The sequence below is a fragment of the Fulvimarina endophytica genome, assembly GCF_003403015.1.
GTDB lineage: Bacteria > Pseudomonadota > Alphaproteobacteria > Rhizobiales > Rhizobiaceae > Fulvimarina > Fulvimarina endophytica.
This window is the reverse complement of the sequence record NZ_QURL01000002.1, coordinates 669,827-685,173: the sequence shown is the minus strand read 5'-3', so window position 1 is coordinate 685,173 and position 15,347 is coordinate 669,827. Positions and strand designations below refer to the sequence as shown.

General features: G+C 66.0%; 13 protein-coding genes. 9 read left to right on the top strand and 4 right to left on the bottom strand.

Going from position 1 to position 15,347, the window contains the following annotated elements; all coding sequences use genetic code 11:
• On the top strand, positions 1-2,154 hold a 2,154-nt coding region (katG, locus tag DYI37_RS06570), incomplete at its 5' end, for a catalase/peroxidase HPI (RefSeq protein ID WP_116682369.1).
• A gap of 121 nt (positions 2,155-2,275) precedes the next feature.
• Here the strand turns inward: katG and DYI37_RS06565 are convergent.
• The 3 genes from DYI37_RS06565 to DYI37_RS06555 form a co-directional block, all read right to left on the bottom strand.
• Positions 2,276-3,580: a homoserine dehydrogenase gene (locus DYI37_RS06565; protein ID WP_116682368.1), complete on the bottom strand. Its 1,305-nt coding sequence runs from the start codon at positions 3,578-3,580 to the stop codon at positions 2,276-2,278.
• Positions 3,581-3,722: 142 nt separating this feature from the next.
• Positions 3,723-4,940 (bottom strand): LL-diaminopimelate aminotransferase, encoded by a 1,218-nt coding sequence (locus DYI37_RS06560; protein ID WP_116682367.1) that lies wholly within the window; start codon positions 4,938-4,940, stop codon positions 3,723-3,725.
• Positions 4,941-5,009: 69 nt separating this feature from the next.
• On the bottom strand, positions 5,010-5,465 hold the full coding sequence (locus DYI37_RS06555) for a hypothetical protein (protein WP_116682366.1): 456 nt from the start codon (positions 5,463-5,465) through the stop codon (positions 5,010-5,012).
• A 156-nt stretch (positions 5,466-5,621) separates the two neighbouring features.
• On the opposite strand from DYI37_RS06555, the gene phaC reads away from it, so the two are divergent.
• The 8 genes from phaC (at position 5,622) to DYI37_RS06515 (ending at position 13,951) form a co-directional block, all read left to right on the top strand.
• Positions 5,622-7,466 carry a class I poly(R)-hydroxyalkanoic acid synthase gene (gene phaC / locus DYI37_RS06550; RefSeq protein ID WP_116682365.1) on the top strand — a complete coding sequence of 615 codons (1,845 nt, stop codon included), beginning with the start codon at positions 5,622-5,624 and terminating at the stop codon, positions 7,464-7,466.
• A gap of 358 nt (positions 7,467-7,824) precedes the next feature.
• On the top strand, positions 7,825-8,841 hold the full coding sequence (locus tag DYI37_RS06545) for an AAA family ATPase (protein ID WP_116682364.1): 1,017 nt from the start codon (positions 7,825-7,827) through the stop codon (positions 8,839-8,841).
• Positions 8,841-9,779, top strand: a complete 939-nt coding sequence (locus DYI37_RS06540; protein WP_116682363.1) for a DUF58 domain-containing protein — start codon at positions 8,841-8,843, stop codon at positions 9,777-9,779. Before DYI37_RS06545 ends, DYI37_RS06540 begins: the two co-directional genes overlap by 1 nt.
• Positions 9,757-10,179, top strand: a complete 423-nt coding sequence (locus tag DYI37_RS06535; RefSeq protein WP_116682362.1) for a hypothetical protein — start codon at positions 9,757-9,759, stop codon at positions 10,177-10,179. The genes DYI37_RS06540 and DYI37_RS06535 overlap by 23 nt, the downstream gene beginning before the upstream one ends.
• Before the next feature lie 4 nt (positions 10,180-10,183).
• The gene (locus DYI37_RS06530) at positions 10,184-11,137 is read left to right on the top strand and encodes a VWA domain-containing protein (RefSeq protein ID WP_116682361.1); all 954 of its coding nucleotides are present in this window, start codon (positions 10,184-10,186) and stop codon (positions 11,135-11,137) included.
• Between the two features lie 3 nt (positions 11,138-11,140).
• Complete coding sequence (locus tag DYI37_RS06525) at positions 11,141-12,064, top strand: vWA domain-containing protein (protein WP_116682360.1); 924 nt, start codon at positions 11,141-11,143, stop codon at positions 12,062-12,064.
• Position 12,065: 1 nt separating this feature from the next.
• Positions 12,066-12,704, top strand: a complete 639-nt coding sequence (locus tag DYI37_RS06520; protein ID WP_116682359.1) for a hypothetical protein — start codon at positions 12,066-12,068, stop codon at positions 12,702-12,704.
• Positions 12,698-13,951, top strand: coding sequence for a BatD family protein (locus DYI37_RS06515; RefSeq protein WP_116682358.1), 1,254 nt, complete (start codon positions 12,698-12,700; stop codon positions 13,949-13,951). Before DYI37_RS06520 ends, DYI37_RS06515 begins: the two co-directional genes overlap by 7 nt.
• Before the next feature lie 120 nt (positions 13,952-14,071).
• On the opposite strand, the gene DYI37_RS06510 is transcribed toward DYI37_RS06515, so the two are convergent.
• Positions 14,072-15,274, bottom strand: coding sequence for a flagellar hook protein FlgE (locus DYI37_RS06510; RefSeq protein WP_116682357.1), 1,203 nt, complete (start codon positions 15,272-15,274; stop codon positions 14,072-14,074).
• Between the last annotated feature and the right edge of the window lie 73 nt (positions 15,275-15,347).

Sequence of the window (15,347 nt, the reverse complement as noted above, 5' to 3'; positions counted from 1 at the left end):
CTCGGCAAGAGCTTCGACTATGCCGAGGCGTTCAAGACGCTGAACCTCGACGAGGTGAAGGCCGACATCAAGGCCTTCCTCACCTCCTCGGTCGACTGGTGGCCGTCGGACTACGGCAATTACGGCCCGCAGATGATCCGCATGGCCTGGCATTCGGCCGGAACCTACAGGCGGGCCGACGGGCGCGGCGGTGCGGCCAAGGGCATGCAGCGTTTCGCGCCGATCAATTCGTGGTGGGACAACGGCAACACCGACAAGTCGCGCCGACTGCTCTGGCCGATCAAGCAGAAATACGGCGCCGCCCTCTCCTGGGCCGATCTCTATATCCTCGCCGGCAACTGCTCGCTGGAAATCATGGGTTTCCCCACCTTCGGCTTCGGCGGCGGCCGCATCGATGCCTGGGAGGCCGATCGCGCCACCTATTGGGGCCCTGAGGGCTGGAACGGCAAGAAGCCGAGCGAGAGCGCTCCCGGCCCGCTCGAGGGCCATCCCAACCAGATGGTGACCCGCACCCTGCGCTGGGAAGGCGAGCCCAAGGACGATCACTACGATCTCGAAAACCCGCTCGCGGCCTCCCATCAGGCGCTGATCTACGTCGATCCGGAAGGCCCGAACGGCAACGGCGATCCGATGGATTCGGCCCGCGATATCCGCACGACGTTCTCGCGCATGGCGATGAACGACGAGGAGACCGTGGCGCTCATCGCGGGCGGCCACGCCTTCGGCAAGTCCCACGGCATGACCTCGCCCGACAAGATCGGACCCGCCCCCGAAGGCGCGCCGATCGAGGCGATGGGCATGGGCTGGCACAATCCCAACGGCTCGGGCTTTGCCCAGTACACGATGACCAACGGCATCGAGGGCTCCTGGACGCCGAACCCGACCAAGTGGGACAACGACTATCTGACCAACCTCTTCAAATTCGAGTGGGAGCAGACCAAGTCGCCTGCCGGTGCCCTCCAGTGGCAGCCGAAGGACCCGAACGCGCCGAAGACGCCGGACGCCCATACCGACGAGATGCATCCCCTGATGATGATGACGTCGGACATCGCGCTGATCACCGATCCGGAATACCGCAAGATCTGCGAGAAGTTCCTGAACGACTTCGACGCCTTCACCGACGCCTTCTCGCGCGCCTGGTTCAAGCTCGTCCATCGCGACATGGGCCCGAAGGTCCGCTATCTCGGGCCCGAGGTTCCGGCCGAGGACCTCGACTGGCAGGATCCGATCCCCGACCTCGACCACGAGGTGGTGAACGATGCCGACATCGGGCAGCTGAAGGCGAAGATCCTCGATGGCGGCCTCACGGTCTCCGATCTCGTCTTCGTGGCCTGGAGCTCGGCCTCCACCTATCGCGATTCCGACAAGCGCGGCGGGGCGAACGGCGGCCGCATCGCGCTCGAGCCGCAGAACAGCTGGCAGGTCAACGATCCCGAGCGCACCGACAAGGTTCTGACGGCGCTGCGCCTGATCGCCGACGAGTTCAACGCCGCCCAGTCGGGCGGCAAGAGGATCTCGCTTGCCGACATCGTCGTTCTCGCCGGCTGCGCGGCCGTCGAGAAGGCCGCGAAGGATGCCGGCGTCGACGTGAAGGTCCCGTTCACCCCGGGCCGCATGGACACGACGCAGGAACTGACGAATGTCGAGTTCTTCGAGTGGCTGGAGCCGGTCTCGGACGGCTTCCGTAACTATCACCGCGAGGACATCGTCTACAACGTGCCGCCCGAGCAGCTCTTCCTCGACCGGGCGATGCTGCTTTCGCTGACGGCGCCCGAATGGACGGCCCTCGTCGGCGGGCTGCGCGTCCTCGACACGAACTGGGACGGCTCGAAGCACGGCGTCTTCACGGATCGTCCGGGGGTCCTGACGAACGACTTCTTCGTCAACCTGACCTCGCCGGACTACACCTGGAAGAAGGCGGATGCGGACGGCATGTCCTTCACGCTCAACGACTTCAAGTCGGACGAGGTGAAGTTCACGGCGACCCGCTGCGACCTGATCTTCGGCTCGAACGCCCAGCTGCGCCAGATCGCCGAAGTCTACGGCGCGTCCGACGGCCACGAACGCCTCGTCAAGGACTTCGTCGCCGCCTGGAACAAGGTGATGATGCTCGACCGCTACGACACCATCCCCTCGCTGAAAAAGGCCGCCTGAGCGGATCTCTTTCCCAAACCGGAAGACAAAAGAGAAAGGCCGGGGCTCCTCGCGGAGCCCCGGCCTTTTTTCATGTCCGCCCGAGATCGAGCCGCCCCTCCCGGCGCGTGTGTGCGAGGGATCAGTCCAGACGCTCGATCCGCAGCATCTGGGGCTCGCCTGCCAGATGGCCGTCATCTGAGATCGCCCGAAGCGCCTCGCGCACGGAGTTCTCCATGGTTTCGTGGGTGACGAGAATGACCATTGCGGTCGCCTTGTCGCCCTTGCCGGCGCGCTGACGCTGGACGATCGATTCGAGCGAGATCTGGTTCTCCGCCATGCGCGCCGCGATCGCGGCGAATGCGCCGACCTGATCGTGGACGGACATGCGGATGTAGTACCCGCCCTCATGGGCACGCATGCGCGCGCGCCGGTAGGGCTGGAGCTTGTCGACCGGAATGCCGAGCGTCGGAGGAACGACGCCGGTGGCGAGATCCATGATGTCGGAGAGAACGGCCGAGGCCGTCGCATCGCCTCCGGCCCCCGGTCCGGCCAGCATGATCGAGCCGAGGAGATCGGTATCGACGGCGACCGCATTGGTGACGCCGGACACCTGCGCCATCGCCTCGGCGGCCGGGATCAGCGCCGGATGGACGCGCTGCTCGATGCCGGTATCGGTCCTCTGGGCGACCGCGAGAAGCTTGATCGAGTAGCCGAGATCGGCGGCGGCGGCGATGTCCTCGGCTGTGACCTTCTCGATCCCCTCCACATAGATCGAACCGGAGTCGATCTCGGTGCCGAAGGCGAGAGAGGTAAGGATCGCGAGCTTGTGCGCGGCATCGAAGCCGCCGATGTCGAAGGTGGGATCGGCCTCGGCATAGCCGAGGTCCTGCGCATCCTTCAGGCAGACGTCGAAGGACAGTCCCTCGCGCTCCATCCGGGTCAGCATGTAGTTGCAAGTGCCGTTGAGAATGCCGTAGACCCGCGAGACCTCGTTGCCGGACAGGCTCTCGCGCATGGTCTTGATGATCGGGATGCCGCCGGCGACCGCCGCCTCATAGAGAAGTTCGGTGCCGTTCTCGGCTGCGAGGCGCGCGAGTTCGACGCCGTGATGGGCAAGCAGCGCCTTGTTGGCGGTGACGACCGGAATGCCTCGCGACAACGCCGCCCTGACGCTCTCGAGCGCAACCCCGTCCGACCCGCCGATCAGTTCGACGAAGCCGTCGATCTCCGCTTCCCCGGCAAGGCGCACCGCGTCCTCGAAGAAGGCGAGAGAGCTCGCATCGAAGCCCCGGTCCTTCGTGCGGTCGCGCGCCGAGACGGCGACGAGCTCGATCGGGCGACCGGCACGATGAACGATCGTATCGGCTTTGGTCTGAAGAAGGCGGGCAAGGCTCGCGCCGACGGTTCCAAGACCGGCAATGCCGATCCGCAAGGGTTTGGTCATGGCTGTTCAGTCGCACTTCGAAGAGGCTTCCGGAAAGCTCACGGCCAAAGCCGAGGTCCTTCCGGTGGCGATTGTCCGGATCGCGGGTACGGCCGAAATGCAGGACGGGGAGCCTCCCGGTGGATGATCCCCGCCCGTCTCGTCAGGCGCGTGCCCGCATGGGAACGACCTTTTGCCCATCTTCCTCACCCGTTGCAAGGAAGCGCTTGATGTTCCGCGCCGCCTGCCGGATGCGATGCTCGTTCTCGACCAGGGCGATGCGCACATGGTCGTCGCCATATTCGCCGAAGCCGATGCCCGGCGCGACGGCGACGTCGGCCTGCTCCACGAGGAGTTTCGAGAACTCCAGCGACCCCATCTCCTTGTAGGCGTCGGGCAGCGGCACCCAGGCGAACATGGTGGACGAGGGAGGCGGCACGGTCCATCCGGCCCGCCCGAAGGCATCGACGAGCACGTCGCGGCGCTTCTTGTAGACCTGACGGATCTCCGACACCGCCTTGTCGCCCTGGTTGATGGCCGTTGCCGCGGCCACCTGCACGGGCGTGAAGGCGCCATAGTCGAGATAGGACTTCACGCGGCCGAGCGCGGCGCAGATACGCTCGTTTCCGACCGCGAAGCCGATGCGCCAGCCCGGCATGGAATAGCTCTTCGACATGGAGGTGAACTCCACCGCCACATCCATCGCGCCTTCCACTTCGAGAACCGAGGGAGGCGGCACGTCGTCGAAATAGATCTCCGAATAGGCGAGATCGGAGATGACGATGATCTCGTGCTTCTTGGCGAAATCGACGACGTCCTTGTAGAACTCGCGCGTCGCCGTGTAGGCCGTCGGATTTCCGGGGAAGTTGAGGATGACGGCGATCGGCTTGGGGATCGAGTGGACGATCGCCCGCTCCATCGCCCGCAGGAAATCCTCGTCGGGCTTGGCCGGAAGCGCGCGGATCGTGCCGCCCGACATGATGAAGCCGAAGGCGTGGATCGGATAGGTCGGATTGGGGCAGAGGATCACGTCGCCCGGCGCCGTGATCGCCTGCGCCATATTGGCGAAGCCTTCCTTCGAGCCGAGCGTCGCGACCACCTGCCGGTTCGGATCGAGCTTCACGCCGAAACGCCGCTCGTAGAACGCCGCCTGGGCCTTGCGCAGACCATTGATGCCGCGCGAGGCCGAATAGCGGTGAGCGCGCGGATCGCGGGCGACCTCGCACAGCTTGTCGACGATGAAGGACGGCGTCGGCAGATCGGGATTGCCCATGCCCAGGTCGATGATATCGGCGCCCTTGGCCCGCGCGGCCGCCTTCAGCCGGTTGACCTCTTCGAACACGTAAGGGGGAAGGCGGCGGATCTTGTAGTAGTCTTCCATGGCTTCAACATCCTGCGGCACCGAAGGGTCCGCGATTAACTGAGGAATTCCATAAAGACCGAAGCGCGATCAGTTGGTCTGGGTTTCGGAGGCTTCGATCTGGCGCAGGACGTCTTGCGGTCGAGGCCCGCGCCCCGTCGTCCCGGAGGCTGCGGGCTGGCTGGCCGTCTGCTCGGCGACGGCCGCCTGACGCGCTCGCGCGTTCTGAAGCTGGGCGATCGTTCCCGCATTGCTCGAAACCGAGGCACCTGCCGCCGCGCGGCTCTGGGCGATGCCGGTGAAGGTCGCCTTCGTCTGGCTCACAGCTTCGTTGGAAAGCTGCGGGGCGGCCGCCGAGGGATAGGCGCCGAGCAGCGGATAGCCGTCTTCGCCCAGTCGCTGGGTCGAGGCCACACGGCCTGCCTGGCTCAGACGCGCCGCGCCGATGGAGGAATCCTCCTCGCCGGGAAACAGGCCCTGGCAACCCGCCAGCCCGAGGGAGGCGACGAGAAGACCGGCAATGCGCGAGGCGATCGATAAAGACATGACGAGGGACCTGTTTGAAATCGTCTCGCGTGTCATACTCTAGTAGATTACGATTTACAAAACGTCGAAAACCGTTCGCGCCAGTCTGGCACCAGAACCGGCGGCCGCGAACACCGGGCAAGACGCACGCCGGATCCGGCGACAGGGAGGAAACCGATGGCTGACAGGAACGACGGGCCGCGAGCGATCAGCGAACCCATACCGTTCTCCAGCGAATATGCGGTGAAGGACCCCGAAGCCTTCGCCATGAACATGGCCCGCATGTTCGAGCAGATCGGCAAGGCGGCGAGCGCCTGGATCGAGCCACGCGAGAAGGGCCAGGTCGTCGAGACGGGCCCGGTTTCCATGGTCGAGGTCGTCGAGACCCTCTCCAAGGTCGGCGAATACTGGATGACGGATCCGGCCCGCGCGATGGAAGCTCAGACGCGTCTCTTCGCGGGCTACATGTCTGTATGGAACAATTCCATCCGCCGCATGGCCGGCGACACGGCGAACGCGGAACACGTCTCTCCTGCCAAGGGCGACAAGCGCTTTTCGGACGAGGACTGGAACCAGAACTTCTTCTTCGATTTCCTGAAGCAAGTCTATCTGATGACCAGCCGCTGGGCCGACGAACTGGTGGAGGAGGCCAACGGTCTCGACGAACACACCCGGCACAAGGCCGCCTTCTACATGCGGCAGGTCTCCAACGCCCTGTCGCCGACCAATTTCATCATGACCAACCCGGAGATCTACCGGGAGACGATCCAGTCCAACGGCCAGAACCTCGTCAAGGGCATGAAGATGTTCGCCGAGGACATGGCGGCCGGCAAGGGCAATCTGAGGATCCGCCAGGCCGATTACGACGCGTTCGCCATCGGCAAGGACATCGCCCTCACCGAAGGCAAGGTGATCGCGCAGAACGAGATCTGCCAGATCCTCCAATACGCCCCGAAGACCGAGACCGTCTTCAAGCGGCCGATCCTCATCACCCCGCCCTGGATCAACAAATACTACATCCTCGACCTGAAGCCCGAGAAGAGCTTCATCGAATGGCTGGTCGAACAGGGGCACACGGTCTTCCTCATATCCTGGGTCAACCCGGACGAGCGCCATGCCGAGAAGACCTGGCAGGACTATATCGAGGAGGGCATCGTCTTCGGGCTCGACACCGCCGAGAAGGCGAGCGGGGCCAAGGAGTTCAACGTGATCGGCTACTGCGTCGGCGGCACGCTGCTGACCGCGGGCCTCTCCTATCTGAAGGCGCGGGGCGATACCCGTCCGCAGACGGCGACGCTCCTGACGACGCAGGTCGACTTCACCCATGCGGGCGACCTTCTCGTCTTCGTCGACGAGGACCAGCTGAAGACCCTGGAAGCCACCATGGACGCGAAGGGATATCTCGACGGCTCGCAGATGGCGCAGGCCTTCAACATGCTGCGCTCGGCCGATCTCATCTGGCCCTATTTCGTGAACAACTATCTGAAGGGCAAGGATCCGATGCCCTTCGACCTGTTGTTCTGGAACGCCGATGCGACGCGGATGCCCAAGGCGAACCACCTCTTCTATCTTCGCAACTGCTATCTCGAGAACAACCTGTCGGGCGGGGACATGGTGATCGGAAAGACGCCGATCGACCTCTCCAAGGTGGATATCCCGATCTACAATCTCGCCACCAAGGAAGATCATATCGCGCCGGCCAAGAGCGTCTATCGCGGATCCAAGTGCTTCGGCGGCGACGTGACCTTCGTGGTTTCGGGCTCGGGCCATATCGCCGGCGTCGTCAACCATCCCTCGCGCGGCAAGTATCAGTACTGGACGGGAGCCGACCCGGAAGACGGCGGCAGCTACGAGGACTGGCTGCAGAAGGCCGAGGAGCACAAGGGCTCCTGGTGGCCGCACTGGGCCGAATGGATCGCCGAGAAGAACGGCGAGGAGATGGTCAAGGCCCGCAAGCCGGGCGGCGGTAAGATCAAGCCGATCGAGGACGCGCCCGGCAGCTATGTGAAGGTGAAGACCTAAACATCGGGCGCACCGGCCGCATCCCGATCGGTGCATCGTCACTCGAACCCTGAGCCGGACCCGGGCCCTGGCCGTTACCGGAAGGGCTTTCAGCGCGCATGCCCTCACGGCCATCGTGGCGGCATGATGCGTTCGCGGTCGATATCGAGGCGCCGACAATTGGTCTGCCGCGCCCGATCGGACGGCGTCGCATCCGCGTGATTCGGGAAGTGCCGCGCGTCGCCGCACAGCTCCGAAGCGGGGCTTCGGGAAAAAGTTCATTTTACTTCCGGTGAAATCCAACGATAGACTGACCATCGTCGCGTGACGGATAGGGGCACGTTCCGGGAGCGCGACGACCCTCGGGAGGGGATCTGCCATGTCGACGCTCGCCGAAACCCGGACGACCGCCGAAACCGATGCGTCCGGCCGTCCGGCCTCGAGCGCCGTCCACCGGCTTTCCGCCTTGCAGGCATCCGTCGAGGCCGGCCTCGTCGGACGGTCCGATCTCGTCGAACGACTGATGATCGCGCTTCTGTGCGGCGGCCATCTTCTGCTCGAGGGCCCGCCGGGCCTTGCCAAGACACGCGCGGTGAAGCTCCTGTCGAACGGCCTGGAGAGCTCATTCTCGCGCATCCAGTGCACGCCCGACCTGATGCCCGCCGATCTGACCGGAACCCAGGTTTTCCGGCCCGAGGCCGGCCGGTTCGAGTTCGTCGAGGGCCCGATCTTCCATTCCCTCGTCCTCGTCGACGAGATCAACCGCGCACCGCCCAAGGTCCAGTCCGCACTGCTCGAGGCGATGGCCGAATCGCAGGTGACGGCCGGCGGCGTCACCTATCGCCTGCCCCAGCCCTTCATGGTCGTCGCGACCCAGAACTCCATCGAGCACGAAGGCACCTTTCCCCTCCCCGAGGCCCAGCTCGATCGCTTCCTGATGCATGTGATGGTCGGCCTTCCCGATGCGGCCGCCGAACTTGCGATCCTCGATCTCGTGGAACGGGAAACGGCGGCGCCGAGCAGTGCAGCGGGTGAGCCGATCTCGGCGGACGAGATCCTGAAGGCCCGCTCCGAGGTCGCCGCGATCCATCTCGCGCCCGCCCTCAAGGACTATATCGTCCGCCTGGTGATGGCGACGCGCGATCCCGCGTCGGGATCCGGCATCACGGACGAGATCGAGCATGCCGTCTCGCCGCGCGGCACCCTGGCACTCGCGGCAGCCGCGCGGGCCCGCGCCTATCTGCGCGGACGCGACTTCGCGATTCCTGAGGATGTCGGCGAACTCGCGCCGCAGATCCTCGCCCATCGCATCATCCCCACCTGGCGCGCGGCCGCGGACGGGGCGACCGGACGAAGCATCGTCGAAAAGCTCCTGTCGCGGATCGAGCCTCACTGATGGCTCTGCCTGGAGCGGCAGGACGGGACGAAGCGACGTCCGTCAGCGCCGAGACGCTGTTCGCGTTGCGCCATATCGTGCGGCATGTTCCCGAGCACCGCCTTCAGCCGACCGGTCGCCATGGCGGCTTCATTGGCAAGAAGCGGGGCAACGGGCTGGAGATCGTCGACGTCAGGCCCTTCGTCGACGGGGACGATGCCCGTCACATCGACGCCGCCGCGACGGCCCGGACCGCCAAGACCCATGTGCGCACCTTTCGCGACGAACGCGAGCGCACGGCGCTCCTCATCGCGGATTTCCGCAGCTCCATGGTGTGGGGCACACGCCGGCGCCTGCGCTCCGTCGCGGCCGCAGGTGCCCTCGCATTGGCAGGCTGGCGCGTCGTCGAAGGCGGCGGCCGGGTGGCGCTTCTCGCCCAGGGCGTCGACGACCAGATCTATCTTCCGCCCCGCTCGCGCGAGCGAGCGATGGCGGCGGTGACGGCGACGCTCGAAGAAGTTCACCGGGGCAGCATCGGCGCGCTCGAGACCGGGCGAACGGGCGCGGCGAGCCTCGAACATCTTCTCGAACAGGCGATCGCCCGTTCGAGCAGCGGCACGACGATCGTGCTCGCCTCCTCGCTCGACGATACGGGTCCCGGTTTCGACCGGCTCCTCGTCGCCGCCCGGCGCCGTTTCGAGATCGTGCTCCTCCTGATTCGCGATCCGTTCGAGACGCACTCTCCGAAGGGCGCCTATCCGTTTCTCGTGATCGGCGAGGACCAGACGGCGTCCATGCGCTGGGGGTTCGTGGCGAGCGACAGAAAGGACCGGATGGATCGGCGGATCGAGGCCCTTCGCTCGTCCGGCATCGACCTGCGCGTGGTGGAGACGAATGCCGAGTGGGCCGAGATCGCGACGGCATTGGAGACGGTGGATGGACCCGGACCTCGTCGCTGATCTCCGCCCGATCCGCCTTCCCGAGGGCTTCGAGGCGTTCGACCTTCAGGGCGCGCTCGCGGTCTTCTCGGTCGCGATCCTCATCGGGCTTCTGCTGGCCTATGGCGTGTCTCTTGCGAGCGAGCGCAAGCCTTCGCTGCGAAGAGCCATCGCGCACGATCTGGCCGAGGCGAGGACGCTCGCGCCCGCCGAGCGCCTTCTCGCCCAGAGCCGCGCCCTCGCCGCTCTGGAGGAAAAGCTGAAGGCCGGGCGCCGGAAGCCGGTGGCGGCAGCGACACGATCCGGCGTCCTCGCATTGAAGAGCGAGCTGTCGCACTCGCTCTACGCCCCGGCGCCGGACATCGATCTCGAACGGGTCGACCGGGAGATCCTGGGTCTTGCGACGGCAGCGCGGGTCTGAGCGCATGTGGAGTTTTGCAAGTCCCCTCGTCTTTCTTTTGCTTCCCCTGCCGTTTCTCGCCATCCGGCTCCTGCCGGGCCGGCGCGCGGTGACGGGCGCCCTCCTCGTTCCCGCGAGCATCGCGCAGACCTTTCCGGCGAACACCGGGGAAGCCGTGCGGCTGCGGGTGAGCCGCGCGATCCCCATCGTCCTCTGGCTGTCCCTCCTCATCGCGCTGGCCGGTCCGCAGCGGCTCGAACCCGTGCAGGCCCTGCCCGCGACCGGCCGCGACCTCATCCTCGCCATCGATCTTTCCGGCAGCATGGAGCGGGAGGATTTCGATCTCGACGGACGGACGGTGAGCCGGCTCGATGCGGTCAAGGCCGTCGGAAAACAGTTCGTCATGAGCCGGGCGGGCGACCGGGTGGGTCTCGTCCTCTTCGCCGAGTTCGCCTATGCGGCAAGCCCCCTCACCTTCGACGTCGCCGCCGTCTCCCGCATCATCGACGAGGCGACCATCGGCATTTCCGGCAGATCCACCGCGATCGCCGGCGGGCTCGGGCTGGCGCTGAAACGGCTGGAAGCCTCGGACGCCCAATCGAAGGTCGTCGTCCTTCTCTCGGACGGCTCCGATACCAGCGGCGATGTCCTGCCGCGCGATGCGGCCCGGCTCGCCAAGCGGCTCGGCGTGACGGTCCATACGATCGCACTCGGACCGGAGGACATGGAGACCGCGCCCAAGACCCGGGACGCCGTCGACACCGCCACCTTGCGCGACATCGCCGAGACCAGCGGCGGCCAGACCTTCCGTGTTCGGAACACGGCCGATCTCGTCGCCGTCACGCGCGAGATCGAGCGATTGGAGGCGAGCGGTTTCGACAAGCCGGCCGCGACCGTCAGGCAGGACTACTGGCCCTATCCGGCCATTCTCGCCTTCGCGCTCGCCATCTTCCTCATCGCCAGCCGAAGGTCGATCTGATCCATGGAACTCGGACCCGTCCTTCTCCTGCGGCCCTTGTGGCTCCTCGCCATTCCCGCGCTCGTTCTTCTCACCGTCCTCGCCCTGAGGCGCGCGCGCGGTCTCGGCGCATGGGAACGGGCGATCGACCCCGAACTCCTCTCGGCGCTTCGGCGGTTCGGCCGCGTGGTTCCCGGCAAGGCGCGGCGCATCCTGCCGCCGGTCGGCATCGCGGCGGTCACCGCCCTCGCCTTGTCGAGCCCGGCGACCCGCACATCCGATCCGCAGACCTTCCGCAATCTCGACGGCGTCGTCGTCGCGATCGATCTCTCGCGCTCGATCGTCGAGGGCGGGGGGCTCGATGATGCGCAGATCGCGGTCCAGAGCGTTCTGCAGAATTCGGGCGGACGTCCCGTCGCGATGATCCTCTTTTCCGGGGACGCCTATATGGCGAGCGCCTTCACGACGGATGCCGGCGCCCTTTCCCCGCTTCTCGCCGTGCTCGGCGGCGATATCATACCCAATCCCGGCTCGCGGGCGGACCGCGCCCTCGCGCTCGCCGAGAAGGTGTTCTCGGAGGCCGGCATCCTCTCGGGCGACGTGGTGCTCGTCACCGATGGCGACCATCTGACGCCGGAGGCCGGGGACATCGCCTCCCGGCTCGCCTCCAACGACATCCATGTGGATGCCCTGCTGATCGAACCCTCGGGCCGCAACGGCGACATGCCGCCAGCCGACCCGGCGGCGCTGGAACGGCTGACGGAGATCGGAGGCGGAGCGTTCGGATCGGCGGCCGACCCGGCGCCCACCGCACGCGCGATCGGCCGCCGGGCCGCGCAGAACCTTACGACGGGCGAAGCCGCGGCGCTCTTCTATCGCGATTACGGCCGCTACGGTCTCGTCCTCGCTTTGCCCTTCGCCCTTCTCCTCTTCAGACGGACGACCTGAGATGAACCGGCTCGTGATCGTCGCCTGCCTTGCCCTCTCCATCGCCGCCGCCATCAGTGCGGGACGCGAAGCCTTCGGCAAGCTCCTCTTCGTCTCCGGGTTTCCCGCGCTTGCCGAAGGCCTCGTCCACGACGACCAGCTCGACGGCATCGCCCGTTTCGAGACCGGCGACTATGCCGGGGCGGATGTCGCCTTCGCGAAGGCCGGGTCGCAGGCCACCTATAATCGCGCAATGTCCCTCGCGGCCCTCGGCGACTATGCCCTGAGCGTCGCCTATTTCGACGCCGTGCTCTTCGTCGATCCGAACGACGACGATGCCCGGTTCAACCGCGACCTCATCGCGGAGCGGGTGCCGGATGTCGTGTCGGAATCGAACGACATCGACGGCGTAGTCGCGCGGATGGAGGCGGAAGAATCCCAGGCGCAGGCGACCAAGCGCGATATCCTGGAGGGCCTGACGCTCGCCGAGACGCGCAGCATTCTCGACCCGCGCGTCCAGCGTCTGACCGCCGCGACCGAAGGCTGGCTTGCGACCCTCGCCGACGAACCGGCGCTCTACCTGAAGCGCCGCATCCAGGCCGAACACGAACGCCGGCAGGATCTCGGCCTTGCCTATCCACCGGAGAACAGCGCATGGTGACGGCTCCTCTCGCACGCGCGCTCGCAGCGCTCGTCCTCCTTGCGGGGTTCCTGTTCCATCAAGGTGCGGCTCCGGCGAACGCCGCTCCGCAGGTCGAGGATGGGGCGACCCGCCTCGTCGTCGAAATCGAGGCCGGGAGCCCGACGCCTTATGTCGGCGAGATGATCCTCGTGACGATCACCGGCTATTACGACGTGACAGTCGCGCTGGAGAAATTCCAAGGCATCGAACTTCCCAATTTCACCTGGCTACAGCTCGGGCGCGACGTCTGGTCCAAGGCACGGGTCGACGGGCGCGAGTTCACGACGGTGACGCGAAGGCTCGCGATCTACGGCGAGAAGGCGGGGCTCCAGCATATCGGCCCCTTCACGCACCATCTCACGCTCACGGAAGGAAAATCGACGCGCTTTCTCCACGACGTCGTCTCCAACACCGTCGACATCGTCATCGAGCCGAAGCCCAGGACCAATGGCGACTGGTGGTTTCCCGCCTCCAGCGCGGTCCTGACGGACGAATGGGACATGGACCCTTCGAAGATGGCGAACGGGGCGACCGCGACGCGGACGATCACCATCACCGCCGCGGGCCAACCGGGAGAGGCGCTGCCCAATCCTCCCTACATGTCCGCGCCCTGGCTGATTTCGTTCATCGCGCCCGAGGAGCGCTCGACGGAGATCACGCCGGACGGGCCCATCGGCAAGGTCACATGGCGCTGGCGCCTGAGGCCCTCGGACTCAGAACCCGGACGCATCCGCGCCTTCCATATTCCCTGGTTCGACACCGTCGACAGGACGATGCGGGACCTCACGATCGATTCCCAGGACGTCGCCTTCGCACTGGTCGCCGAGACCCGCCGCAGGGAGAGCGCGAAACCGGACTTCACCGGGCTCGCGGTTCCGCTGATTCTCGGCCTCATCGTTCCGGTCGTCGCCATCCTGCCCGGCCGGCGGCTTCTTTCCATGCGAAGCATCCGCTCGCGCCTTTCCGCGCGGCTTCCGTCGCGCGACGATATCGGGCTGCGGCTCGCGCTGTGGCGCGGCGATGCGCGGGCCTATCGCAGACATGCCGCACGGCTTCTGGCGGATCCTGCCGGCCCTGATCACGCAGAGCGCGCAGAGCGCACAGGGCGCGCGCTCGCCGAACTCGACCATGCTCTTTACGCAAAGGGTGCGGACGGCGCCGCCGTAAACCTGCGCGACATCCATCGCCGGATGGTGTCGCCCGAGCTTGCGCGGCGCGGGCACTGAACGCAGCATCCCATTGCCTGGCGACTGGATCGAGCGAAACGGGACGAAGGGTTCAAACGAAGACGGCCGGCGCAGGATGAGCGCCGGCCGTCTTCGGGAACTGTCGGATCGAGGGCGCGATCAGCGCTTCAGGTTCACCAGGAGATCGAGCATTTCCGAACCGGTCTGGAAGACCTTCGAATTGGCCGTGTAGTTCTTCTGCGAGACGATCATCGCGGTGAGTTCCTCGGCGATGTCCACGTTCGACTCTTCGAGCGCGCCCGAGCGGGTCGTTCCGAAGCCGGCATCACCGGCCTTGCCGAACTGGGCGGCGCCGGAATCGCGGGTTTCGAAGAAGAGGTTGCCGGTCTGCACTTCGAGCTGATCGGCGCTCTTGAAGCGGGCGAGGCTGAGCGTCGCGATTTCCTTGGTCTGGCCGGTTCCCAGCCGGCCCGTGACGACGCCCCCGGAGGTGACCGAGAAGCTTTCGTAGAAGCCGGCCGGATTGCCGTTGGCCGACATCTCGCTGGAGAACGGGGCGTTGAACTGGGTCAGGCCGGAGAAGGTACCGACCACGGGCGAGCCGTCGGCGAGCGCCAGATTGACCGCGCCGGCCGCCGCCGTCGGATTTCCGTTGAGGCCGAAGGCGATGGGTCCGGCGGTCGCGATGCTGGCGCCTGCCTCGTTCGTGAAGTTGAAGTTCCACGTGCCGCTCGTCGGCGGCGTGCCTGCGGCAGCTCCTGCCGTCTTCTCTGCGGTCACCCGGATCGTCTGCGGCGTGCCGAGCTGGTCGTAGACGACGACGGAGGTGGTCTGCTTGTCGCCCACCACGGCCGAACTCGGAAGCTGGAACTTCATGTCCATGTTCTCCGTCGCGACCGGGGCGATGTTCTGGTTGACCGGCAGCGTGATCGGAACGGTCTGGTTCGCCTCGTTCTTGGTCGAAAGGCGCTGGCCGGCCGCGTTTACGAGGTAGGTCACCTCCGCGCCGTTGTCGTCGACGATGGTCTTCTGAACGAAGGCGCCGGCGCGGGTATAGGCATCCTGGCCGCCCTCGGACTGGACGATGAAGAAGCCGTCGCCCTCGATGGCGAGATCCGTGGCGGAGGTCGAGGACGTCATCGATCCCTGCTGGGTGATGTCCCGGCGGGTCTGGGAAAGCACCGAACCGGACTGGTAAGCCCCGCCCCCGCCGCTATCGAGAACGAGGGTCGAGAACTCCACATCGGCCCGCTTGTAGCCGGTGGTCGACGAGTTCGCGATATTGTCGGAGACAGCCGAAAGCTTGTTGGCCTGTGCATTCATGCCCGAGACGCTCGTGCGGAAAACGCCGTTGATGCTCATTCGATAAGCCTGTGCCCAGTTGGTCGGTTTGGGCCGCACCCTACCCCACCGGACTGACCCGAGGGTGGAGGAC